The organism is Acaryochloris marina S15, assembly GCF_018336915.1.
Classification (GTDB): Bacteria; Cyanobacteriota; Cyanobacteriia; order Thermosynechococcales; family Thermosynechococcaceae; genus Acaryochloris; species Acaryochloris marina_A.
The window spans coordinates 207376-230481 of sequence record NZ_CP064926.1; the positions used below are offsets into that span (position 1 = coordinate 207376).

21 protein-coding genes and 1 pseudogene are annotated in these 23106 nt (G+C 48.7%); 2 read left to right on the forward strand and 20 right to left on the reverse strand.

Going from position 1 to position 23106, the window contains the following annotated elements:
* Positions 1-65 precede the first annotated feature (65 nt).
* A complete protein-coding gene (gifA, locus tag I1H34_RS30730; RefSeq protein WP_212667083.1) occupies positions 66-512 on the forward strand; it encodes a glutamine synthetase inactivation factor IF7A in 447 nt (148 codons plus the stop codon).
* 334 nt (positions 513-846) lie between these two features.
* Positions 847-1416, forward strand: a complete 570-nt coding sequence (locus I1H34_RS30735) for a DUF3122 domain-containing protein (RefSeq protein ID WP_212667084.1) — start codon at positions 847-849, stop codon at positions 1414-1416.
* On the opposite strand, the gene I1H34_RS30740 is transcribed toward I1H34_RS30735, so the two are convergent.
* The 20 genes and pseudogenes from I1H34_RS30740 to I1H34_RS30835 form a co-directional block, all read right to left on the reverse strand.
* Positions 1413-2291, reverse strand: coding sequence for a F0F1 ATP synthase subunit gamma (locus I1H34_RS30740; RefSeq protein ID WP_212667085.1), 879 nt, complete (start codon positions 2289-2291; stop codon positions 1413-1415). The two genes, I1H34_RS30735 and I1H34_RS30740, sit on opposite strands and share 4 nt — an antisense overlap.
* Before the next feature lie 98 nt (positions 2292-2389).
* The gene (locus I1H34_RS30745; RefSeq protein ID WP_212667086.1) at positions 2390-3931 is read right to left on the reverse strand and encodes an alternate F1F0 ATPase, F1 subunit alpha; all 1542 of its coding nucleotides are present in this window, start codon (positions 3929-3931) and stop codon (positions 2390-2392) included.
* Between the two features lie 3 nt (positions 3932-3934).
* On the reverse strand, positions 3935-4726 hold the full coding sequence (locus I1H34_RS30750) for a F0F1 ATP synthase subunit B (RefSeq protein WP_212667087.1): 792 nt from the start codon (positions 4724-4726) through the stop codon (positions 3935-3937).
* Between the two features lie 2 nt (positions 4727-4728).
* On the reverse strand, positions 4729-5016 hold the full coding sequence (locus I1H34_RS30755; RefSeq protein WP_010476590.1) for a F0F1 ATP synthase subunit C: 288 nt from the start codon (positions 5014-5016) through the stop codon (positions 4729-4731).
* A complete protein-coding gene (locus I1H34_RS30760; RefSeq protein ID WP_212667088.1) occupies positions 5009-5713 on the reverse strand; it encodes a F0F1 ATP synthase subunit A in 705 nt (234 codons plus the stop codon). Before I1H34_RS30760 ends, I1H34_RS30755 begins: the two co-directional genes overlap by 8 nt.
* A 136-nt stretch (positions 5714-5849) precedes the next feature.
* Entirely contained in the window at positions 5850-6185 is a 336-nt protein-coding gene (locus I1H34_RS30765) for an ATP synthase subunit I (RefSeq protein ID WP_212667089.1), read from the reverse strand.
* Positions 6182-7411 carry a cation:proton antiporter gene (locus I1H34_RS30770; protein ID WP_212667090.1) on the reverse strand — a complete coding sequence of 410 codons (1230 nt, stop codon included), beginning with the start codon at positions 7409-7411 and terminating at the stop codon, positions 6182-6184. Before I1H34_RS30770 ends, I1H34_RS30765 begins: the two co-directional genes overlap by 4 nt.
* Positions 7404-7718, reverse strand: a complete 315-nt coding sequence (locus I1H34_RS30775) for an AtpZ/AtpI family protein (RefSeq protein WP_212667091.1) — start codon at positions 7716-7718, stop codon at positions 7404-7406. The genes I1H34_RS30770 and I1H34_RS30775 overlap by 8 nt, the downstream gene beginning before the upstream one ends.
* Positions 7719-7732: 14 nt before the next feature.
* Positions 7733-8128 carry a F0F1 ATP synthase subunit epsilon gene (locus tag I1H34_RS30780; RefSeq protein WP_212667092.1) on the reverse strand — a complete coding sequence of 132 codons (396 nt, stop codon included), beginning with the start codon at positions 8126-8128 and terminating at the stop codon, positions 7733-7735.
* Positions 8118-9566 (reverse strand): F0F1 ATP synthase subunit beta, encoded by a 1449-nt coding sequence (gene atpD, locus I1H34_RS30785; RefSeq protein ID WP_212667093.1) that lies wholly within the window; start codon positions 9564-9566, stop codon positions 8118-8120. The genes I1H34_RS30780 and atpD overlap by 11 nt, the downstream gene beginning before the upstream one ends.
* 162 nt (positions 9567-9728) lie before the next feature.
* Positions 9729-12245, reverse strand: coding sequence for a phosphoenolpyruvate synthase (gene ppsA, locus I1H34_RS30790; protein ID WP_212667094.1), 2517 nt, complete (start codon positions 12243-12245; stop codon positions 9729-9731).
* Between the two features lie 179 nt (positions 12246-12424).
* Positions 12425-13543: a response regulator gene (locus I1H34_RS30795; protein WP_212667095.1), complete on the reverse strand. Its 1119-nt coding sequence runs from the start codon at positions 13541-13543 to the stop codon at positions 12425-12427.
* A gap of 46 nt (positions 13544-13589) precedes the next feature.
* Complete coding sequence (locus I1H34_RS30800) at positions 13590-15794, reverse strand: PAS domain-containing hybrid sensor histidine kinase/response regulator (RefSeq protein ID WP_212667096.1); 2205 nt, start codon at positions 15792-15794, stop codon at positions 13590-13592.
* Between the two features lie 218 nt (positions 15795-16012).
* Positions 16013-17125, reverse strand: coding sequence for a hydrogenase expression/formation protein HypE (hypE, locus tag I1H34_RS30805; protein WP_212667097.1), 1113 nt, complete (start codon positions 17123-17125; stop codon positions 16013-16015).
* A gap of 32 nt (positions 17126-17157) precedes the next feature.
* On the reverse strand, positions 17158-17598 hold the full coding sequence (locus tag I1H34_RS30810) for a hypothetical protein (RefSeq protein ID WP_212667132.1): 441 nt from the start codon (positions 17596-17598) through the stop codon (positions 17158-17160).
* Between the two features lie 25 nt (positions 17599-17623).
* Positions 17624-18058 carry a hypothetical protein gene (locus I1H34_RS30815; RefSeq protein ID WP_249370329.1) on the reverse strand — a complete coding sequence of 145 codons (435 nt, stop codon included), beginning with the start codon at positions 18056-18058 and terminating at the stop codon, positions 17624-17626.
* 61 nt (positions 18059-18119) lie between these two features.
* Entirely contained in the window at positions 18120-19610 is a 1491-nt protein-coding gene (locus I1H34_RS30820) for an efflux RND transporter periplasmic adaptor subunit (protein WP_249370330.1), read from the reverse strand.
* A gap of 13 nt (positions 19611-19623) precedes the next feature.
* Positions 19624-21987: an ABC transporter permease gene (locus I1H34_RS30825; RefSeq protein WP_212667098.1), complete on the reverse strand. Its 2364-nt coding sequence runs from the start codon at positions 21985-21987 to the stop codon at positions 19624-19626.
* Positions 21981-22742 carry an ABC transporter ATP-binding protein gene (locus I1H34_RS30830; RefSeq protein WP_212667099.1) on the reverse strand — a complete coding sequence of 254 codons (762 nt, stop codon included), beginning with the start codon at positions 22740-22742 and terminating at the stop codon, positions 21981-21983. Before I1H34_RS30830 ends, I1H34_RS30825 begins: the two co-directional genes overlap by 7 nt.
* A gap of 148 nt (positions 22743-22890) precedes the next feature.
* A pseudogene (locus I1H34_RS30835) lies at positions 22891-23100 on the reverse strand (alcohol dehydrogenase catalytic domain-containing protein); the annotation flags it as partial.
* Positions 23101-23106: the final 6 nt, after the last annotated feature.

A 23106-nucleotide genomic window follows, 5' to 3' on the forward strand; every position in this document is an offset into this window, starting at 1 on the left:
TCCTCAGGCCCTTGCAATAGATTTTAAGTGAGAGGTATCGGGAACTTCCTAAAGGAGAGGAGACAATGAAACTAACCTATAGAGGCATTAATTACGACTATAGTCCTCCAGTGGTTCGCTATGGCAACCGCGCTGGAGTAGGCAAATATCGTGGCGCAACTTACCCACGCCAAAATCTAAAGGAGACGCCTGTACCTCAAGTCAGTGCTGATCTCACCTACCGTGGTGTGGCGTATCATACCGGTGAATCACCGACTGATACTTCTCAATCACAAAGGGAAGACCAACCTGAAACAGTTGGAGCTGATTGGGTGTCTGTTGCTGAAGAAGCCCGGTGGTTAATGATGGATCATCATCGGATTATTAAGCACCGCCAGCAAAGTATGCTCGGTCGGACGACATCAGAGATTCATCTTAAGGTAGATCCCTCAAAATATTGGAATCATATTCAAGGGAAAGTCCATCCCAGCTTTCGAATGACTTATGAACGCAGCCATGCTGCTATGAGTTAGGGATTTTGAATCCCAGTTTGAGTCATTCAGCACAATGAAACGTTGGAGGTCGTAACCCGATGAGACCAAAGTATACCTTCACGAGGTTGATAATGATGATTTGGTTTTACCTGAATCAGCCTTTGTTTAAGCCTAAGTGGTTCCTCAACCTCTTGATGTTTTCTCATACTGATGACAGAGAGCTGCTGGAACGTTGCTATATCAGGGAATGTGAAATTGAACAGCACAGAATGTTGTTAGAACGTTGTTGGCAATACTCTTGTGAGATTTTCTAGGGTCCACTATTAACCTCATTCACAACCCTCTACATCAATATAAATCGAGGAATAGACAAATGAGAGTTTGGATTCGTAGAGGTCTTTTCTTGTTGTTATTGATCAGTACCTTGGTGCTGCTGCTCGTTACCAATATGGGGAATGGGATAGGTTCATCTGCGATCGCAGAAGTGAGTATGACGCGAGAATCACAAGGTCAGATGCTCTATCAATCTCGACAACATCTACCCGATCAACAAGGTAATCATTGGTTGGTCGTAGCATCCAAACATGTGGGTTTTGCTAGCCCCCCTAGCATTGACCTGATGCTAGCTGGCTGCCCTGGCTTTGTAGATATCGATCATTCCCTGCCTCTTACCCTCATCATGTCTAAAGGAAAAACCGTGAAAGTGAAGAGCCTCCCAGAGTCTTTGTATACTGAAGTCCTCCCTGGCTCTAACGTTGCCCAATATAATCTCCAGCCCATCGTGCCTGAGTTAGACGCTGCTCTTGACCTGTTTATTCCGACAAAGGGGATGAAGTCCATTCAGGTTGAAGTCCCTACTCAAGTGGTGCAAGAGTGGCAAACGGTGGCAACTTGTGCAGATATCCTTTGTGAACCGCTCACGGACCCTGCCTTGCCCCACTAGTGGGGTTGGTTAAGGGCTTCAAAGCCTGACACGATATCCAGTAACTCTTCCGTAATTTTGGTTTGGCGTTGCTGTTGAAAAGCAGCTTGTAACTCCGTCAAATGTTCAGCAATATTGGTTTGAGCTAACTGCATTGAGGTTAAGCGACTGGCATTTTCACTCGCTAAGGACTCAGCGCAGGCTTGATATAGGGCAACAAAAAAATGCTGCCGGAATATGGCTGAGAATAATCGCTCACGGCTCAGAAAAACCATCGGGCGACAGCGAGTCGGCCAGGAGGAGGGGCGCTCAAGGTCGACTTCCAGGGGAAAGATCTGTTGTTGGTGAGGGGTACTGGTATGGCCGCTGATGGGATGATTATGGAACACCCAAATTTGGTCTACCTGGCACAGAGCACGCCATTTTTTAAGCTGGACAACAATCGTTTGTACCTTAGATGTAATTCCGTCAACCGAGGTCGGGACCGGAAGATATCGCTCGATGGCGTAACCTTGATCCATGATGCGATCGCAAATTCGGGCTCCCATTCCCAACAGAAGGGGTTGCTCTCCCTGAGAGGAGTGCTGTTCTAGGTGCTGAATCACCACCTCTGATAGCTGTTCATTAAAACGGCCACACATCCCCTGATCCGAGCCAAAAATCACCATTCCTAAGCGATGGTGAGCACTGGGTCTAACGTGAGTCAATGTATCAGGATAATTCATTCGGAGAATTTGTATCCCCATAGCCAAGGTTTGGCGATAGTGCTGGAGTGCATTGGCAGCCTGTTCATATTGACGGATATTGGCGGCTGCTAGAGCTTTCATCGTTTTAGCAACGGTTTGCAACTCCTGAGTGCTGGCGATTTTGCGCTTAAGGGTTTCTAGAGTTTGCATTATGTTGATGGCTAGCTAGGAAGGATGAAAGTTGGGTTTTCATGGAGATCATCATCAAAGGATTAGGCTCAGGGAATGTGTCAGGCTAGATTCAGCAATTACAACTCATTGTCTGGGTCCTTCGATATGCTGTTGGCGATCCAATTCAAAAGTACCTCCCGATCCGTTTCGCGCAACTGCCCTGCATTCTGGATGCGATCGCAAATATTCGGTAGCTCACGTCGTATCGCTTCTCCTATATGCTGTTCTGCTTGGGACACTTGCTCAATGGGCACGGGATCAAACTGTCCCTGAGTAACCGCTAGCATCACAGCAATTTGCTCCGCAACGGGCAACGGCTGAAACTGAGGTTGTTGCAGCACTTCACGCACTCGACGACCTCGCTCTAAAGATTGCTGAGTGGATTCTTCTAAACGGGTCCCAAACCGAGCAAAAGACTCCAATTCTTCAAATTGCGTGTAGGACAGTCGTAGATCCCCTGCAACGGTTCGGTAAGCAGGAAGCTGGGCTTTGCCCCCGACGCGGGAAACCGATTTGCCCACATCAACAGCAGGAAATATTCCCTTTTGGAACAGATCAGGGGTGAGATAGATTTGCCCATCTGTAATCGAGACTAAATTGGTGGGGATATAGGCCGATAGATTTTGAGCTTCCGTCTCCACAATGGGCAAAGCTGTTAGAGAGCCTCCCCCTAACTCAGGCCGCAGACACGTCGACCGCTCCAGCAGCCGAGCATGAATATAAAAAATATCACCTGGAAATGCTTCCCGTCCTGGCGGGCGGCGCAATAGCAGCGATAGCTCACGATAGGCACGGGCATGTTGAATCAGATCGTCATAAACAATCAACACATCTTGCCCTTGCTCCATAAAGTACTCTGCCATCGTGGTCGCAGCATAGGGGGTGATATATTGCAGGCCAGGTGAGGCTTCCCCCCCTGCTACCACGACAATGCAGTAGTCCATCGCCCCCCGATTGCGAAGCTCAGCGATCAGCTTGGCCACAGCAGAACTGCGCTGACCAATGGCGCAATACACACAAATCACACCCTGATCTTTTTGGTTGAGGATAGTATCGATAGCAATCGCTGTTTTTCCCGTTTGGCGATCGCCCACAATTAGTTCTCGCTGTCCCCGACCAATGGGGATAAGGGAATCAATCGCCTTAATGCCTGTCTGAAGAGGCACGGTTACAGGAGCCCGGTCCATGATGGCAGGGGCCTCCCGTTCAACGGGGCGTCGTTCACTTTCAGTCACTAATCCGCGTTGATCCAACGGGCGACCTGTTGCATCAACGACTCGGCCAAGCAACCCCTCTCCTACAGGGACATCTAGAACCCGGCCTGTTCGCTGGACTTCACACCCTGCCCTCAGAGAATGTCCATCATCCAGCAAAATCAAACCCACCTCATCCGGATCTAAATTAAAGGCCAGCCCCATCCGATCGCCGGGAAATCTGACTAACTCCTCAGATTGCACCTGTAAAAGACCAGTCGCTCGGGCAATACCATGGCCTAAATAAGTTACAGTTCCGATTTCTTGGCTCTGCAACTCGAATGGATACTGGCCTTCCACCTGATCAAATGCAGCAAAAATTTGATGCAGTACTGGCTTCAAAATGTCGAGTTTTGGGGCCTCCATGGTCTACCCCTGCTCAACTGATTCTTTTTCCATGCCATCCCATACCTGATTTAACTTCATCTCCAGCTGCTGAAGATATTGCTCTACCGTCCAAGCCAGCTTATATCCTGGAATCTTGAGTTCAATTCCACACATTAAGTCTGGAGCCGTCGTAAATTGGTACGCACTAGGGTCTACTCCACGGGCTTGCTTAAGGAGTACCTCAAGTATGCGATTTCTGCTTTCTTGAGGTATGGGAAATGTACTGGATATCATCAGTTTCTGTTCCCTGACGTTGGATAAAGCAACTCGTAACACCGCTTGTTCTGAAGCGGGTAGATGATTAAGACGAGTCAGAAAAGCTTCAATGATTTGCTGCTCTAAATCAGCATTCGCCAAATCTTGAAGGAGATACCGAACGGTGGTCGTTAACTGCTGTCCTGCCAACTTCTGTAGAGTCCCTAGAAATACTTGCCGCTCATGTTTGACTGCCTCTTTCCATTGAGCTTGTGTACTATCGACTTCGTCCCGAATTTGTTGCAACAACTGATGTCGATGCTCTTCTGCTGCTGCTTGCGCTTGGGTCAAAAACGAGGCTTGTCGATGTTCTAAAGATTGCTGCATCTGACGCCAACGCTCAGCTTCTTGCTGAGCAACTTCTTGCTGATGAGCAGCTTCCTTTAACTGCTGAGCAATCAGCCGTTCCCGCTTTTTCATTACTTGAGTGATCGGAGCATAGAGGAACCGTCTCAGTAAGGCCACTAGAATCAGAAAATTAATGATTTGGGCCACCACGGTGAGTGGATCAATCAACATGGCTATCCTCCATTTGTGCTGGCCTGCTCCACAACATAGGTCCAAAATGGATTGGCAAAAATCAGAATTAATGTAATCACAAAGCAGTAAATGGCCGTTGATTCTACCAATGCCATTCCCACAAAAAGCACTCTGGTGATGGTATTGGCTTCGTCGGGTTGCTGCGCCAGAGCACTTAATGCTTGGGATAAGGCTCGACCTTCCCCCAGCGCTGGGCCTATGGAGCCTATGGCAATGGTGAGTCCAGAGATCACAATCGAAGCCATGCCTACAAGGGCAATATTATCCATGGAAGACCTCACTGTCTGTTTGAGGGTTGTGTTGATCCACTTGACTCGCCGCTGCAATGAAAACCATGGCTAAAATGGCGAAAATATAGGCTTGAATCATGCCTGTTAAGAGCCCCAAGACCTGCATCATGACTGGGAAGAGTAAAGGAGCTACCGATAGTAGGATGCCAACGATCATTGTTCCACTCATGACATTGCCAAATAGGCGAACAGCTAGGGCCACAATTCTGGAGAAATCCCCAATGATATTGAACGGCAGCATAATGGGGTTAGGCTGCAAGTACTGCTGTAGGTAACCCCGCACTCCCTTCTTCCGAACGCCATAGAGGGGGACCGCGAAAAAGACACAGAGGGCAAGAGCCGTTGTGGTGGATAAAGACCCCGTCGGTGGTTGGTAACCGGGGATAACACTCAGCAGATTCGATAGGGCGATAAAGATAAACAAGGTGCCTATAAACGGTAAGTATGGGCCTGCAGGTTGGTCAATGATTTCCTGAATCTGATCTCTAATGCCCAACACAATTACCTCCAACAAGTTTTGTCCCCGCGAGATCTGAGTCGAGGCAGAGAGGTGTCGGGTCACTAACCATGAGCCAACCACCAGCACCTCCATGACTAGCCAGGTGAAGATCAGTGTCGCGTTGAGAGAGAACATCCCCCATTGCCAAAAAATGGTTTGATCTGGCGTTAGATGCATTACATTTGTGCTCCATTCCAAGTGATAACAACAATGAATTTTGAGTTTTGTAATACTGAGAGCACAGTATTTGAGCCTTTTAGCCAAAATTCTTTTCTATATAGAATTTTTTTTAATAAAGTCTTTGATTCAGAACTTATAAATCACAATTCACAACTTCTCTCCGCCTTTTCTTTATCTTCTGGGGTTGGGGAATAATGCTGCTAATCAAAACATTTCGAGCCCAAAGAAATCCCAGAAATGTAAGGAGTAGAGGTCCTAGTAGATGATCGCTCACTCCCTTCTGAAGGATGAGGTGAAACACACCTAGAACTGCCCCAAGACGGAGTATGAAACTACTCCACATCAGCAGGATGGGTTGAGTGGTTCGGTTAAACCGGAGAATCGTGATCCATAATCCACCGAAGTAAAGGAGTCCTAGTCCACTCCCCAAAATTAAGGAGGTGAATAGGGCGAGGGAATAACTATTCATGCTTCAGCCTCTTGTAGTTGGGGCCATTGCTTGAGTAATGGATATAGCAGCATCGGAGCGATGATACAGGTTGAGATCGCAACCAGCGTCATGCCAGTAAAAATCTGGGAAGAGACAGCCCAATCCCCCAATTCACGACCTCGCTGAAGAATCACCATGGTAATTTCAGCTCGAGGCATCATACTAATCCCTAGTAAAGTGGAACTGGAAACATCTCTTTGGCTCAAGAGCATCAAACCCCCAATACCGATGAGTTTGCCAAGCAAGGCTGCACTCAGGAGCAATAAACTCAAGCCTAGGGTGGTTGCTAGAGTTGAAACTTGAATCTGTAGGCCAATATGGATAAAAAAGAACGGAACAAAAAATTCGTAGAGAGTTCCGAAAGATGCATCAATTTTGACAGCGTGGGGATCACGGCTAAATGCCAGTCCTGCAAAGAAGGCCCCAACGGCAACTGAGAAACCTAAAAGCCCTGCTACAGCAGCAATAACGAAGCCTGTTCCTACAACCATCAACATCGGATCGGGGGCCGGTTCTATTCGCTCAAAAAATTGAGTTAAGGGCTGTTCAATATAGCGAAAAAAGATCAAGCAGAAGGTGCTAAAAATCATCACCTTTAAGCAAAAAGGGCCAATGATTGTTTCCAAAAGCGGCAGAAACTTAATTGCGGTTCCTTGCTGCCAGGAAGGAGCAAGTGAAAATAATAAAGACATCAGGATAATGGCCGCAATATCATCCATTTCCGCAATATCTAGTAGCAGCTCTCCATTCTTGGAATTAAGTGCTTGGGAATCTTGCCAAACGCTAATTGAAATCCCCACACTGGTTGCCACCAAGGCAATGCCAATAAATAGGCTGGCAACAAGAGATAAATTTAAGAAGAAATAGGCAGTGATAAACCCTATTGAACCACTACAGATCACATCACCGATGAGGAGCAAACAAGCTTGAGGTAACTGACGCAATAATCCAGTGAAATTGCATTCTAATCCCACGCGGAACAGTAGAGAAATAATGCCTAGCTCAGCTAAAAAACTAAAGATCTCCAACACCACCTCGGAGGCTAGAAAACCACGAACATCAAGAAGTTGTAAAATAAAACCAAGCAATAAATATCCCACTAAGGGAGGGATGCCCAACCGTTCGGCCCCTGCTTTAAAGAGGATAGCTAAAACAATTGTTGTCCCTACGAGTAAAACTAAATACAGGAGGATCGTTTCACTCATGATGACTTTCCTTTTTGATCCAATACCAGGCATTGAGGCAACCTAAAATCACCCCCACAACCAGCATGGTTAAGGTCCAAGAATAGCGGCTAGGGACATGATTATCTAGCCAAACCCCGATGGCAATCCCCAATAGCGTTGGAATTGCCACTGACCACCCCACTAACCCGAACAGTCCTAGACCAAACCAGACGCTCTTTTTCTGGTGTCGAGCCTTTAGTTTGCGGTTAACTTTATCCTTAACTTGATGTTGAAAACCATGCTTGTCCGCTTGGCCTAAGTCCTTCGGTAGTGGTGAATTCTCCATCCATAACTCCGTTTTTACAATCTACTGAAGTAACGTGCCAAGCTCGCTTCTAGCTGAGCAAGTGCAGATCGGGTGAGGCGCTCCTTCTCATCAATTTGACGGAAAATCTGATCAACTTGTTGTTTCAGACTGCCTAAATCAGTTCCCTGGACAGCATTGCGAGTGGAAATCCTAACCTCTGGACCACACTTCACTAAAATGCCTTCATCCACAGCCACAAAACATTCATTCCCCTGCTCAGTGATTAAGGAGACAATTCCAGGTACTAGGATTGCTAAGCAATCGATGTGATGGGGCAATAGACAAAATACACCTTGCTTAGACTCGGCTGTCACCTTCATCACTGGCTGTTCCATCAGGATTTCATGGGGCAAAAAAATCCTGATCTGTAGGTGTCCACTATTGGCCAATTTTCCTTGTCTCCCAGGCTTCACTCTCTTGACGTTTTAGCTCCGCCTCATCGACTGCACCAATCATGTAAAGTGCTTGTTCGGACAAATCAGAACATTCATCATGCAAAATGGCTTCACAACCTGTTAGGGTCTGATCAAGACTGACCATTTTTCCCGGAATGCCAGAAAATTGCTCCGTTGTGAAAAATGGCTGGGTCAGAAATCTCTCTAGCCGTCTTGCCCGATAAACAGTTTGGCGCTCGTTTTGGGCAAGTTCTTCCAAACCCAGCATGGCAATAATGTCTTTGAGGTCTTCATAATCAGCCAAGGTCTTACGCACCGCTTGTGCAACTTGATAATGGCGTTGACCGACAACACTAGGCGTCAACATTTTGGACCCTGACTGTAGCGGATCGACCGCTGGATACAATCCCTCACTCGTTCGCTTACGAGAGAGAACGATAGAAGCCGATAGATGAGAAAACGTATGGACGGCAGCGGGATCCGTCAGGTCATCAGCAGGAATATACACGGCCTGTACAGAGGTAATGGCCCCATGAGCCGTGCTGCATATTCGTTCTTCTAATTCTGCTAATTCCGTAGCTAGGGTGGGTTGGTAACCAACTCGTGAGGGTAACTGTCCCATCAGCCCAGACACTTCTGAACCCGCTTGGATAAAGCGGAAGACATTATCAATCATTAGAAGAACATCCCGATGGGCTTGGTCTCGAAAGTATTCGGCCATCGTCAAGGCTGCATGACCGATACGGAACCGAGACCCTGGAGGCTCATTCATTTGGCCGAACACCATCACTGTGTTGTCTAGCACTCCAGCAGCTTTCATCTCGCGGTAGAGTTCTTCCCCTTCTCGGGAACGTTCACCGATACCACAAAAAATACTGACACCGTCATAGTGGCTAACGATGTTATGAATCATTTCAGTAATCAGAACAGTTTTGCCCACACCAGCCCCACCAAACAACCCTGCTTTACTCCCTCTTTCAATCGGTGCCAGCAGATCAATAGCTTTAATCCCAGTGACCAAAATATCGGTCCCCGTGGTGCGTTGATGTAGAGGTACGGCCTGCGCATGGAGCGATCGCTTCATACCCTTTAAGGGACCCAGGCCATCAATTGGGTCTCCAAATACATTAAACACCCGGCCCAATAAATGATCTCCGACGGGCACCTGGAGTGGCTGTCCCGTATCGATCACTCGTGTCCCCCTTGCTAATCCCTGGGTAGGCGTGAGGGCAATTCCTCTAATGAGGTTAGCGCTTAAGTAAGTGAGTCCTTCAATTGCAATCTGAGCATGGGGACCCGCTCTCAATAAGTGGCGGAGGGGTGGCACTTCGTCGGAGAAGTGAACATCAACCACGCTACCCCTAATCGCGACAACCTTTCCCTGATAAGGAGAATAGGATGTTGCTACAGATATCGCTGGAGACTGAAGCATAGTCTACTACCTGCTATGTGTCCGATAGAAGAGAAGACACCATTGATTCGAGTTTTAGTGCTGAATCTTGAGGAAAATGTGAGGGCACCCGGAATGAATCAACGCTCCATGACATCGCATGACATCACCTCCTTACTTTCTGGTACTGGCCAGCATTTAAGGTTAGAGGGTAGCTTTCATCTGGGCTTCAACTTGGGCAATGGCCAACCGAGTTTTGAGTACCGTATCTGGGTTGAGGCTGATGGAATCAATCCCTTCCTCCACCAAGAACTGGGCAAACTCAGGATAGTCACTGGGGGCCTGACCACAGATACCAATTTTTCGACCTTTGGCCTTGGCAACGGTAATCACTTGCCGCACCAAATTCTTCACGGCCGTATTGCGCTCATCAAAGATATGGGCAACTAAGGCAGAGTCCCGATCTAGTCCTAGAGTGAGCTGGGTTAAGTCATTAGAGCCAATGGAGAAACCATCAAATACCTCTGCAAATTCCTCTGCCAGCACCACATTGCTAGGCACTTCGCACATCACATAAACCTGCAGACCATTCTCACCCCGTTTTAGACCATGTTGAGCCATTTCATCAAGAACCTGTTGGCCTTCTTCGGGGGTGCGACAGAAGGGAATCATGGGAATGAGATTCTGCAACCCCATATCATCGCGAACCCGTTTCAGGGCATGACATTCCAGAGCGTAGGCTTGGCGATAGTTGGGGTCGTAATAGCGAGAGGCCCCCCGCCAACCAATCATCGGGTTTTCTTCCGTCGGTTCAAACTGGCGACCCCCGATTAAATTGGCATATTCATTACTCTTAAAGTCGGACATGCGAACGATCACGGGATTAGGATAGAAAGCCGCCGCAATCATACCCACCCCTTGGGCCAGCCGATCGACAAAGAAATCAGGTTTGTAATCATAATCAGCGGTCAGTTGAGCAATCGCCAGCTTGGCCTCCATATCCGTTAACTCGTCATACTTCAGAAGTGCCAATGGATGAGTCTTAATTTGGTTGGCGATAATAAACTCCAATCGCGCTAGTCCTACCCCATCGCAGGGAATGGCCGCCAGCCCAAAGGCTTCATCAGGATTACCCACATTCATCAGAATTTGGGTTTGGGTGGGGGGTAGTTCATCTAAGGCGGTTTCTTCCACCACAAAGGGCAGCAGTCCGGGATAGACCTGCCCCGTTTCACCTTCGGCACAGGAAATGGTGATGTTCTGCCCCGTTTGCAAAACTTCGGTGGCGTTGCCACAACCGACAATGGCGGGAATACCCATCTCCCGCGCGATAATAGCTGCATGGCAGGTGCGTCCCCCTTGATTGGTGACAATGGCACTGGCCCTTTTCATAATCGGCTCCCAGTCGGGGTCTGTGCGGTTGGTTACCAAGACTTCACCAGCCTGGAATTCCTTAATCCCTTGGACCGAGGCAATCACCCGAGCTGCTCCCTGGCCAATGCGATCACCGACGGCTCGGCCCTGAATAAACGGTTTGGGTAAGGTATCCACTGTCATCCGATAGGAGGAGAGTCGATTTGCCACCTTCTGGGATTGAACGGTTTCTGGGCGGGCTTGGACAATAAATAGCTCCCCCGTTTGGCCGTCCTTGGCCCATTCGATATCCATGGGTGTGTCCACACCCCGAACCTGGGAATAGTGGTCTTCAATAATGCAAGCCCACTGGGCTAAGGTGAGGATTTCCTCATCACTGACGGAAAACTTAGCTCGGTCAGCCTCTGGAACGGCAATATTTTTGGTAAGTTTGCTGCCTCCCAGGTCGTAGATCATTTTGATCTCTTTACTGCCCAGATGTTTGTTCAAAATGGGACGAAAGCCGTCGCGCAAAGTCGGTTTAAAGACCAGAAATTCGTCAGGATTGACGGCACCTTGGACGACATTTTCCCCTAGACCATAGGCAGCGGTGACTAAGGCTGCATTCTTAAACCCAGTTTCCGTATCGATGGAAAACATTACTCCAGAAGAGGCCAGATCCGAGCGCACCATTTTTTGCACTCCCACGGATAGAGCCACCTCGAAATGGTCAAAGCCTTTGAGGGTACGATAGGAAATCGCCCGATCCGTGAAGATGGAGGCAAAGCATTTGTGGCAGGATTCCAAAACCTGCTTGACGCCATGGACATTTAGGTAGGTTTCCTGTTGTCCAGCAAAGCTCGCATCGGGCAGGTCTTCTGCCGTTGCACTGGAGCGCACGGCGACGTCGACGTTGTAGTGATAGGCTTGCAGTCGTTCTTGAACTTTGGAGTCTTGTCCCTCTGGAGCGGTACTGCCCACACCATATTGTTCACACAGTTGACAATAGGCGGTGGAAATCGCTAATTCTAGATCCTTGGGGAAAGGAGTGTGGAGAATCAGCGATCGTGCTTGTCGTCCTCGCTGACGTAGATTATCGACATCCTCAACATCTAGATCGGCAAAAATCTGTCGTAGTTGGACCTCAATCCCTGCCTGTTGAATAAAATACCGATAGGCATAGGCTGTGGTGGCAAAGCCATTGGGCACATTCACGCCCAGGGGAACCAAATGCTGGATCATTTCACCTAGGGAAGCATTTTTGCCGCCAACCAGGGGAATATCCGCAATGCCCACCTCATCAAAACCTAAGATCAATACTTGCTTACGGCTGGTTTCCGAGAAAAGGCGGGGTTCTGTGTGAATCATGAATTTAAGCTCCAGGAACCTCGAATTTGGCTTGAGATAAAAGTGTGAATTAAAGGCGCTCTATCACTTACATCAGAATCTTTAAGGCGCTAACTATAGTTAGCGCTTGAATTGTGAAGATTTCCTGAGCTTCCGTCTTTAAAGCAGATATGAATTTTTATGGGACTATTTTAGTAGCTTCAATCTTGCTCTTGGATGGCCAAGGTAAAGTAAACGTCGGTGCCAATACCTAACTTCGATTCAATCCAAATCTTTCCTTGATGACGTTCAACGACTTTTTTACAGGTTGCAAGACCGATTCCTGTACCAGGATAGTTCTGGGGCATGAGTTGTTGAAAAGCTTGAAAAATATGGTCAAATTGCGATGACTCGATGCCAATACCGTTGTCATGCACTCCAAAACACCATTCTTGATCCTGACGTTCTACCGAAATCTTCAATTGACTCAACTCGTCCGGACGGTGAAATTTGATGGCATTACTAATCAAGTTCTGAAATAGTTGGGCCAATTGCACTTTATCGGCAAGAACCGTCGGCAGGTGATCGGCAGTGATGGTGGCTCTTTGCTTCGAAATCTCAACCTCTAAATCTGCCAGTACCTGATTTAAGACCATATTGCAGTCTGTTGATTCCAAGGTCATTGCCTTGCTGCCTACTTGACTGTAGGTCAGTAAATCCTCAATCAGTTCGTCCATGTGGGATGCTACGTCGACAATCCGACTCACTAACTTCATCCCTTCTTCACCAAGAGTTTGTTGGCATTTGAATCCCAACAGTTTTGCAAAGCCCAAAACACCCTGCAATGGCTGCCTTAAATCATGGGAGACGATGGATGTGAACTGTTCTAATGCTTGGTTAGAGCGCAATAATTCTTCATTTTGAGCAATTAACTTTTTGCGGAGACGAGTAATGGTCAGTTGATTTGCCACCCGTACTAAAACTTCCTCAGTTTGGAAGGGTTTCGTAATATAATCAACCCCTCCGACAGTAAAAGCTTTGATCTTGTCGGACGTATCGTCTAGGGCACTGAGGAAGATCACGGGGATATCGTAGGTTTTTACGTCAGTCTTCAACTGTTGACAGACCTCATAACCATCCATTTCTGGCATTTTGATATCCAGCAATACAAGATCTGGCGGATCTGTCTGGGCGACTGACAGCGCCATCGTTCCATTCGTGACTGCCCGAACTTCATACCCCTGATTCGTTAATGTATTGGATAACAAGCGAAGATTTTCTGGGGTATCATCTACAATCAAAATATCGCCTTTATACTCATCTTCAAGTGGGTTACTCATAACAACGTTTACTCAGGTTTAAGTTTCAGAACGAACTAGGCTGGAGTCAGGGTTGGGTCAGAGTTAGAATTTTTTCGTAATTAAAATTACTGACCAAATCAGTGAGTCCTTCGGCGAGAATGCTATGTTCTTCTGGAATCTCTTGAATGAGGGTTTCAATTCGTGTGCTGCGCGCACTCATTGCCGCTTGATGTAGTTCAGCAAGCCATTCTGTCGGCATCACGGATAGTTGGGATGCGGTCACCTCCATTGCGGGTTGCGGTGAAAGGGGTTGAGGCTTTTCAAAGATATAGCGAACCCCCAGATACTCGGTCATCTTCTCGAAGATGGTGTCTTCAAGAAAAGGTTTTCGAACAAAATCATCACATCCGGTGGCGAGGATTTGGGCTCTCTCTTCGTCAAGGGCACTGGCGGTGAGCGCAATGATTACAGTTGCTTGCCCTTTAATATGGGCTTTAATATATTGCGTTGCCTCATAACCGTCCATCACTGGCATTCGCATGTCCATCCAGATCAGATGAGGTCGCCAACGGTCACATTCTTCTATGGCCACTTTGCCATTTTCGGCTTCTCGGACTTCAAATCCCAAGGGTTGCAAAAGATTGACCATCAGCTTGCGATTTTCCATCCGATCTTCAACAATCAAGATCCGATAAGCTGGCTGGTCTGGAGCAAGTCCGATAACGCGTTGAGCCATCGGCTGAGGTTTATGATCTACCTCATTGCCCAAAGTCACTTGCAGATAAAACTGAAATGTCGTTCCCTGCCCAACAACACTCTTAACGGTAAGGTCTCCTCCCATTAACTTTACAAAGCGGTGGCTAATGGGTAAGCCGAGTCCAGTCCCTTGCTGAGACTTTCGACCCGTTTCTGTTTGGGTGAAGGCGGCAAACAACTGTTTGATTTCACTGGGATCAATTCCAGGACCTGTGTCTTCGATTTCAAAAAATAAACATAATTGAGGAGCTTCGCTTGCCGCTTGAGCCTGAATCGGCCCAGCGTGAACCCTCAAATTAATGTGGCCTGATTCTGTGAATTTGATGGCGTTACCCAGCAAATTAATCAAGACTTGACGGAGTTTTCCTTCATCTGCGCGAATAAATTGGGGAGTATCAGGCGCGCGATCGCAAGTGAGCTGCAATCCCTTCGTTTTTGCTCGTAAATCGAGCATTTGTATCAACGTCTCTAGAAGATTATAGAGATCGAAGTTTGTTTTATGAAGGGTGACTCGACCGGCTTCGATTTTGGACATTTCGAGAATGTCATTAATCAATTCCAGTAAGTGCTCACCACTGCGGTTAATGATGTCGAGATGCTCTTTTTGAGCAGATGTGAGTGCAGGATCTCGATGCATCAATTGGGAAAACCCCAGAATCGCATTGAGAGGAGTCCGAAGTTCATGGCTCATGTTAGCCAAGAAACCGCTCTTAGCCTGATTGGCCACTTCAGCAGCTTCTTTGGCCTGCTGAAGCTCAGTTTCTGCTCTTTTGCGATCGCTACTATCCCGTAAAATTGCAGTGAAGACTTTTTCGTCTCCTAACTGTAACTGCGAAATCGAAGCTTCCGCCGGAAATTCTGTACCGTCCTTGCGTCGACCAAAAACCTCGCTGCGATCCCCCATCATTCTGGCGGTAGATCGAGAGGCACCAAATTTTTGAATATGCTTGTGATGAATAGATATTGCCCGTTTGGGTAACAGGAGATCCAGCGATTGACCTAGAACTTCATCAGCCTGATAACCAAAGACTTTCTCAGCGCCTTTATTAAACTGGTTGATCCGTTGGCTTGCATCCACGGAGATAATGGGGTCGTTGGCAATATCGAGAATCCCTAATAACATGGCTTCCGAACCGTCCCCTACAGCCTGGTTCAATGGCTCACTGAAGTGATTGTCTTGACGGACCCCAATTAATAAGGCTGCTGCAATCGTTCCCAAAAGGTTCAGGCTGAGTGCTCCCTGGAGGGTAATAGCATCGGAGATAACTAGGATTTTATAGAGGGTGTAGGCAGACAGGACGCCGGAACTGAATATGCCTCCCCAAAGTCCAAGCCAATGGGCAGACAGGACTGCGCCGAGCATCAGTAAAGGATATAGGGTGGATGGCTCTGCACCGAAGGGGGGTAACAACTCCAACCCAAAAGCAAGAAATAGTATAGCAACGCCACCTGACCAGAAGGGGAATAGGCGTTGACGTTGGATAGAGTTATCGAACGTGTCGGCTTGATGCTGACATGAGCCTGGGGAAGTCATAACTCTAATGCAGGATCAATAGAGAGAACATGAACCATCCACAGTGGCCTTAATCCAGTCATGGGACCTTTTGACGGTGAGTCCCCCATCTAACTTGCCTGACTTCGATAGACAAAAACCACTTGTGTTTAATCATAGGACCAATACTAAAAACGAATGGCTTCCGAGAGAGGAATATTCGATTGTTTTAATACTCTGTGTTAACTCGGCTCAATCACCTAGCAAATTCGAGGGAGTTGCTCCCCACTTAAGAAATTAACGATTCTCTCCACACCAATTCGGTTGGTTAGGGTCACCCGAGGGAATGCGGCTGTTGTGACTTGACCAATCACCCGTGCTGGATACCGATGTTTCATTTGAGGATTGGTATTGCTCTGCCCAGATAAGGGGAAGGATAGTGGGGCATTCAGTCTGGCAAGGGCTAAATCTACAGATTGTGGTGGCACGAAGGCGATGAAACGACCTTCATTTGCCACATACAAGGGATCAAAGCCTAGAATTTCACAGGCACCCTGGACGTCTTCTCGGATGGGAATACAGGTTTCATCCAGTGTGATGGCCAAAGACCGACCGGAGGTCATCGTAACCCAAGCCGCCAAAGCGATCTCATTTAAGGCACTCGCTAATCCCCCTCGGGTTAAATCCCGCATACAGTGCAGCTCAACACCATGGGCGATTAGATCCAACACCACATGATTCAGGGGAGCTGAATCGCTCTTGATTTCACTCTCAAATTCCAATCCTTCTCGTTCCGCCAAAACAGCCATACCATGACGGCCTAAGTCACCATTCAGGATGACAAGATCACCTGGCTGGATCGATTGAGGATGGATAGTCTGGAGGTGTTCAATTACCCCCACCCCTGCCGTATTAATGAACACACCGTCCCCTTTGCCTCGTTCCACTACTTTTGTATCGCCCGTGACGATCTGGACATCAGCTTGGTGGGCGGCCTGTTGCATGGATTGCACCACTTGCCAAAGGGTCGTCATGGGCAGTCCCTCTTCCAGAATAAAGCTGGTGCTGAGGTAAAGGGGACGAGCCCCTGCCATTGCCAGATCATTCACGGTGCCGTAGACCGCTAGCGAACCAATATCCCCTCCTGGGAAAAATAGGGGATGGACCACATAGGAGTCGGTCGTCAACGCAAGTCGCCCCGGTGGAAAATCGAGGGCCGCAGCATCATGGTGGTGACGATATTCCGATTGGAACAGACACCCAAACATCTGCTCAATCAGCTGATGCATCAGCTTCCCCCCTCCACCATGAGCTAACAAAACTTGGGGATATTGCTCAATGGGAATCGGGCAAGAGATCGAATCGATTGGCATGGGCGATTTCCAGTAGTTGTAACAAGAACAGGCTAGGCGGGCATCATCGCATCGCCTTGTCCCAGCCAAAAGAGGAGTGCTAGGGCCTTTTGGATTTGGGTCTTGAGCTTATCCTGGCCAAACACGTTGAGTCTCAACTCCTCTTCAATCAGTATTTGAGAGAGTTGGCAGATGGATGCCTGCCACATGAGAAGGGCCAAGGCATCCCGGAGTCCAGCAACCGAATGATCGGTGGGGGAAAGTTTCAAACCCCATCGAAGTAAAAATTGTACCGTAGGGCTTTTCTTACGCATACCAGCCGATAAAGCCGCAGCATCAGGAATGCTAACCGGGCTCAGAATTGGCGGTAATCCCAATGAAAAGGTCAGCGTCTCAGATGGGTGCTGGGGTATCGGTTGCGCCAGGGCACCCTGCCAAGGATCCGTGACTGGCTGAAATGGTTCTGGGTATTGATTGAGCTTAATATTTACCATCACACTGTTTCCTCCCTCATGTTTCCTACCGCAGACTTTTGGGATAAGTGCCTGACCGTAGGATAAACTGCTGTTGAAAGGCTTCAATCTCTTCTCGACTCGGTTGACCATGGGTAACGACGGCAATGCGATAACGCTGCATCACGGCTGCTGGTGTTTGCCCATCCATCAGACTTTTCAACGCAGCCATCATCGCTGGGGAAGGCATACAAGTATATCCAAACTCATCCATGACGGCCCGAAGGTTCATTGCTGTTTTGGGATCGAGCCGTTCTTTGAACTTGATCCGCATCAACCATCCACCGGACAAATAAATAACGGTTACAACGTCTAACGACAACCCTCTGCATTGCTGCAGATACTCGATCACCTGGATCGTCAGACTGGCATTATCAAAGAAGTAGAGATATTCCATGACTTCATTGATTCCTAGACAAGGCAGCGCTTCAGGGTTGAACATAACGCTGAAAAACTCTATTTCAAAGGTATAAAATTCCCTTGAAGAAGTCGTGAGGGAAACGCTAGCTTCTACTATGAATGCGTTGGTTCGCCTCGATCTGCTCCGTGGGATGAAGGATGACTTGTTCCCCAACTTTTAGTCCTTTCTTCACTGCAGCTTCAAGCTGACTACGTTGGCTGATCACCACTTGACGTCGCTGGGCCTTTCCCTGTTCCGCCACAAAGGTACACCATTTCTGATTCTCACATCTAAATAATGCACTTAGGGGCACCTTGAGAGTATCCTTATCCTCCCAGACAACAATACGAGCTTCGACCCGATAGCCATCCCCCAGGGATAGAGGAGGGGAAATAAAATCAGCAATAACGTTGACGCGTTGTTCCTCTACTCCCAAAGCAGACACTTCTGTAAAGGCTGAGGGCTCAACATAGCGCACTCGGGCTTGGAGGGGGTGGGGGCCACCCCAATGGTCAATTTGAATAGTAGCACCGGGTTTGACTTTAACGGCATCCGTGGAGAGGACATCAATTACCAGTTCCAATTGTTTGGCATCTCCCAACTCTAGGAGAGGTTCACCGGCTGAAATAAAGCGCGCACTTTCTTGCATCACGCGAAAGACATTGCCTCCAACGGGGGCTCGAACAACGGTTCGACGTGCTTCATCCGCAAGGTTAACCAAGGTGGATTCTGTACTGGAAATTTGGGCTCGATAGACATCTAATAAATAATCGGGATCTTGCTGTTCGGCCTTTAAGACAGAAAACGCTTTTTGAGCGGCAGCAACAGTTGAGATCGCACCTTGGACTTGTTTGTTAGCCACTTCCAATTCTTGCTGCCGTTGGGTTGCCGCTAACTCAGCATCCTCACGGACCTTTCGAGTTTGGGCCCCAGCTACTTCCAAGTCCTGGGCACGTTTGCGATCTCGAATGGCTTGAGCTAAGGTCGCTTTGGCATCCGCTAGCCGAGCCTCTGCTTGTTGTTGGGTAGCGATCGCAGCTCGAACCTGAGCTTGGGCTTGAGCTAAGGCTGCGGATTTAGGGCGTTGGGTCTCTACCCCTGCCAGTTGCGCCCGCAGTTCTCGCAAGTGCGCTTGGGTTTCTTCGACCTTGGTCGTCAGCGGAAGGGGATCTATCCGAGCCACGATGGCTCCGGGCTGAACTGGATCGCCTGGATCCAGGCCAATGCGAGCCAGACGTCCCGCCACAGGTGCTGCAATCGTAAAGCGATTTTGCACCCTCGTTTTGCCCTCAGCATCAACGGTGACTTGGAGCTGACCGCGTTGAACTTGGCCTAAATCCACTGCAATTGGCGTGGGTCGAAAGGCAAGGGCCACGAGGGTCGCAACGCCCAATCCCAACAGCCAATAGGGAAGGCGACGGGGGAGATGCTTCCAGGAAGGCAGGCGCGTTTTGGGATTTGGGGTTTGGGATTTAAGTTTGGTTGAAGGGGGAGAATGCCCATCATCTGACGGGTAAGGGGGGGAGGGCACCGTGGGCTTTTGTTGCGGCTTGCGCAACCACGGGATTAAGGGGCGATGTTGTTTGTGTTGCATCGGATCTTCCTCCTTATTCGCGGGTTTTGAGCACAGCAATTAAGTCCAGATGATTGAGCTGACGACGAATCAATCCGCCAGAACCCAGAGCTGCTAGAAAAATAATGACAAAGGCAAAGGCGTAGCTAGCGGGCGTGACAATTAAGGGGAACCGAAATAATTCCCAGTCATAGGCCCGAGTAATCAGAGCCGCTAAGCCAAATCCCAAGGCAAAGCCGAAGGGAATCGCCACAACGGTGACAATGGCTTGCTCACCGAGCAAGATGACGGCAATTTCTCCTTGGGTAAACCCAATGATACGTAAGGTTGCAAGTTCGCGGTCGCGCTCCGACAGTGCAATCCGGGCAACGTTATAGACCACCCCAAAGGCAATCACACTTGAAAAAATAACTAACACAGTCGTAAATATTGCAAAACTGCCACCAATGGTCTTTTCAAACTCAGTAATCACCCGTTCCCGCAAGGCTACGCTAGCCACAGCAGGGGTTTGTTTAAGTTGGGTATAGAGCTGCTCCGAGTGGTGGGCATCCACGGTTAGGTAAGCCCCTGATAGTGTTGGCCCTTCTCGCATTAACTGATTGAGGGCATAAATATCCATATAAGCCCCCAAACCAATCAATTCATCGACGAACCCCACTACTGGCACTGTCCGGGTGGGACGTTCTCCCTCTAATACTTCCACCGTCAGCGGGTCACCGAGCGTGACGCCTAGGATCTCAGCCAACTTTGTGGTTAAGACCACACCCTGGTCAGGGAGAGGGACAGGGTAGAAGTCTTGGTCTAATAGACGACGTAATTCCCCTTGAGGCTCCAATCCTGTCAACCCACTCAGGTGGGTTTGATGCTGAAATCGTAAGCGAGCAGGCACGGCTCGGAAGGGCTCAGCTTGCATGACTCCCGGTAAATGGGTTAATTCATAACGGGCCCGACCGGACAGCGGTTCATTAAATACGAGGGTGACATCTTCTCGCTGCACCTGCCGAAACTGGGCTTCGACCATGTAGGTGGTGGCATCCTCGAAATAGCGACCAATGACGAGGATGGCCACTGCAGCAGCAATTCCCAGAATGGAAAGACTCGCTTGTAGCGATCGTCGTTCTAGATTCCGCAGAATAATCTGCCCCACAGGCGGGATAAACTGTTGCATGCCTAACCGCTCTAGAATCGTCCGTCGAAAAGAGGCTGGAGGCTCGGGCCGCATGGCCTCTGCAGGTGGTAAAGAGACTGCCTGTTTCACTGCCGTGAAAGTCCCCAGTACAGCCGCCCCTCCACTCACGACAATGGCAGTAATCATGATCTGAAGGCTGGCGTGATACCGCAGCACCGGAAAGTGATAGAAGCGGGCATAGTTCTCAGTAATAACGGCCCCCAAACCCATGCCAACAATGGTCCCTAACCCAGCTCCAAGCAGCGTAATCACCAAGACGAGCTTTAAGTAATGCCAACCCACAGCAAGATTGTCGTAACCAAAGGCTTTCAAAACGGCAATTTGATCTCGCTGGGTACTCACTAGTCGAGCGAGCACAAGATTCAGCAAAAACGCTGCAATCCCCAGAAAGACGAAGGGCACCATCACCGCTGTGGCGGCCAAGCTCTCGATTTCGCTGTTGATAAACTGATGGGATATCTGATCAGCCCGTTCGTATGCCCCCAGTCCTCCATAGGGTTTCAATACCTGATCAAGCCGAAAAATGACACTGGCTGGATTAGCGTCTGGCATCAAAGACAGGGCGACATCATTAAACGCTCCATCCAGATCAAAGGCTGTTGCCAACGCTTCACGCCCCATCCAGATCACCCCAAAGCGCTGATTGTCTGGGAACAGCTCCACTCCCCTAATTTCATAAACATATTCTGGCGACAGGGCAATTCCGACAATCCGTAATTGCTGCCACCGTTCGTTGATCACGGCGCCCAGGGTATCCCCCAGCTCCAAATGATTTGCTTGCGCAAACACCTCACTGACTAAAACCTGATCTCGTCGTCCAGGCTCAATATATTGGCCTTGACGAATGAACAGATCGTTTAACATCGGGGTCCGCTGCTCAGGAATGGCAATCAACCGACCGGTTGCTGGTTCCGGCAGGGAGGGCACATCTAAATTCACATCCACGACCACCCGTGTCTGCACTTGTTGCACACCTGGTAGTTCAGCAATCCGCTCTATCAGGGAATCCGGTGCCCGCTTCAGCTGTGCAAACACATCCGCAAATTGATAGCGATCATAGTAGGTCTGCTGTGAAAGCTGCAGGGAATCGTAGGCACTCAGCATGGTCACCAAACAAGCAATCCCACAGGCGACGATCAAGGCGATCGCAATTACCTGTCCACGGAGATGACGGAGATCTCGAAGGAGTTTTTGGTCAAGGGCTACCACTCCAACTCTCCCGGTTTCAATTTGTGTTCATTCTCTCGAACAGCCACTATCTCGCCACTCCGCATGGTAATCACCCGATCGGCCATGGCGGCAATCCCAGCATTGTGGGTAATGACAGCTGTCGTTGTCCCTAACTCTCGATTGACTTGGGCGAGGGCTTCCAGGACAAGCTTACCGGTTTGGTAATCTAAGGCTCCCGTGGGTTCATCGCAGAGAAGCACTTGGGGGCGTTTGGCAATCGCTCGTGCGATCGCAACCCGCTGCTGTTCTCCACCGGATAGTTGAGCCGGAAAGTGATTGATCCGATCACCGAGATGAACCCGTTCTAGCGCTTCGCGGGGATGCATGGGCTGGGGAGCTATCTCGGTAACGAGAGCGACATTCTCCCGAGCAGTAAGACTAGGAATCAGGTTATAGAACTGAAAAACAAAACCCACACTCTGGCGACGAAAGCGAGTGAGAGTGCGATCACTAGCGGCGGTTAGATCTTGCCCCTGAAATATCACCTGTCCACTGGAAGGAACATCTAATCCCCCGAGAATATTGAGCAGAGTGGATTTTCCGCTGCCAGAAGGACCGAGTAAAACGATAAATTCACCGGTAAAAAGCTCCAAATCCACCGATCTGAGAGCCTCAACCGTCACCTCTCCCATCACATAGGTTTTGGTCACACCCCTCACCTGAAAAAGACTCGGACTGGCGAGAGTTATCCTGGAATTGCCTTTGTTGTTAGAGATTTGTGAAGGCTGAGACATGGGCTAAAACCATCGTCACGACAAGACTTATTTCCGTAATCTCCCCGGTTCGGCACGTAAAAACTCTTTGGCACATTAGTTTGAACTTAGTTTCCAAGCTTGAGAAACTTGTGAAGTAGCAAGGACGCTCACAACTTTCTCAATGAATACCCAGTTCAATCACTGTGCCCACAATTTGATGTCCCAAAATAAGTGGTAGTTTTGGGTCTGGCAGCTCGCCATCAACAATATGTAAATCGGTTCGACAAACCTCACAAACATGAACCTGCAATAGAAGTTGGTGAGAATTGGGGTTGGGAATGGGGCGTTCTATACACTGGAGAAGTTGACCAGGGGCATCTAGTTGCATCAATGTCACTGACTT

Bases quoted from the DNA above. Each gene is read 5' to 3' on its own strand.
- I1H34_RS30740 (WP_212667085.1), bottom strand. From the start codon at position 2,291: ATGCAAACTCTAGAAACCCTTAAGCGCAAAATCGCCAGCACTCAGGAG.
- I1H34_RS30750 (WP_212667087.1), bottom strand. From the start codon at position 4,726: ATGTTGATTGATCCACTCACCGTGGTGGCCCAAATCATTAATTTTCTG.
- I1H34_RS30765 (WP_212667089.1), bottom strand. From the start codon at position 6,185: ATGAATAGTTATTCCCTCGCCCTATTCACCTCCTTAATTTTGGGGAGT.
- I1H34_RS30810 (WP_212667132.1), bottom strand. From the start codon at position 17,598: ATGGTAAATATTAAGCTCAATCAATACCCAGAACCATTTCAGCCAGTC.
- I1H34_RS30820 (WP_249370330.1), bottom strand. From the start codon at position 19,610: ATGCAACACAAACAACATCGCCCCTTAATCCCGTGGTTGCGCAAGCCG.
- hypE (WP_212667097.1), bottom strand. From the start codon at position 17,125: ATGCCAATCGATTCGATCTCTTGCCCGATTCCCATTGAGCAATATCCC.
- I1H34_RS30795 (WP_212667095.1), bottom strand. From the start codon at position 13,543: ATGAGTAACCCACTTGAAGATGAGTATAAAGGCGATATTTTGATTGTA.
- atpD (WP_212667093.1), bottom strand. From the start codon at position 9,566: ATGCTTCAGTCTCCAGCGATATCTGTAGCAACATCCTATTCTCCTTAT.
- gifA (WP_212667083.1), top strand. From the start codon at position 66: ATGAAACTAACCTATAGAGGCATTAATTACGACTATAGTCCTCCAGTG.
- ppsA (WP_212667094.1), bottom strand. From the start codon at position 12,245: ATGATTCACACAGAACCCCGCCTTTTCTCGGAAACCAGCCGTAAGCAA.
- I1H34_RS30755 (WP_010476590.1), bottom strand. From the start codon at position 5,016: ATGGATAATATTGCCCTTGTAGGCATGGCTTCGATTGTGATCTCTGGA.
- I1H34_RS30735 (WP_212667084.1), top strand. From the start codon at position 847: ATGAGAGTTTGGATTCGTAGAGGTCTTTTCTTGTTGTTATTGATCAGT.
- I1H34_RS30745 (WP_212667086.1), bottom strand. From the start codon at position 3,931: ATGGAGGCCCCAAAACTCGACATTTTGAAGCCAGTACTGCATCAAATT.
- I1H34_RS30775 (WP_212667091.1), bottom strand. From the start codon at position 7,718: ATGGAGAATTCACCACTACCGAAGGACTTAGGCCAAGCGGACAAGCAT.
- I1H34_RS30815 (WP_249370329.1), bottom strand. From the start codon at position 18,058: ATGTTCAACCCTGAAGCGCTGCCTTGTCTAGGAATCAATGAAGTCATG.
- I1H34_RS30800 (WP_212667096.1), bottom strand. From the start codon at position 15,794: ATGACTTCCCCAGGCTCATGTCAGCATCAAGCCGACACGTTCGATAAC.
- I1H34_RS30770 (WP_212667090.1), bottom strand. From the start codon at position 7,411: ATGAGTGAAACGATCCTCCTGTATTTAGTTTTACTCGTAGGGACAACA.
- I1H34_RS30830 (WP_212667099.1), bottom strand. From the start codon at position 22,742: ATGTCTCAGCCTTCACAAATCTCTAACAACAAAGGCAATTCCAGGATA.
- I1H34_RS30760 (WP_212667088.1), bottom strand. From the start codon at position 5,713: ATGCATCTAACGCCAGATCAAACCATTTTTTGGCAATGGGGGATGTTC.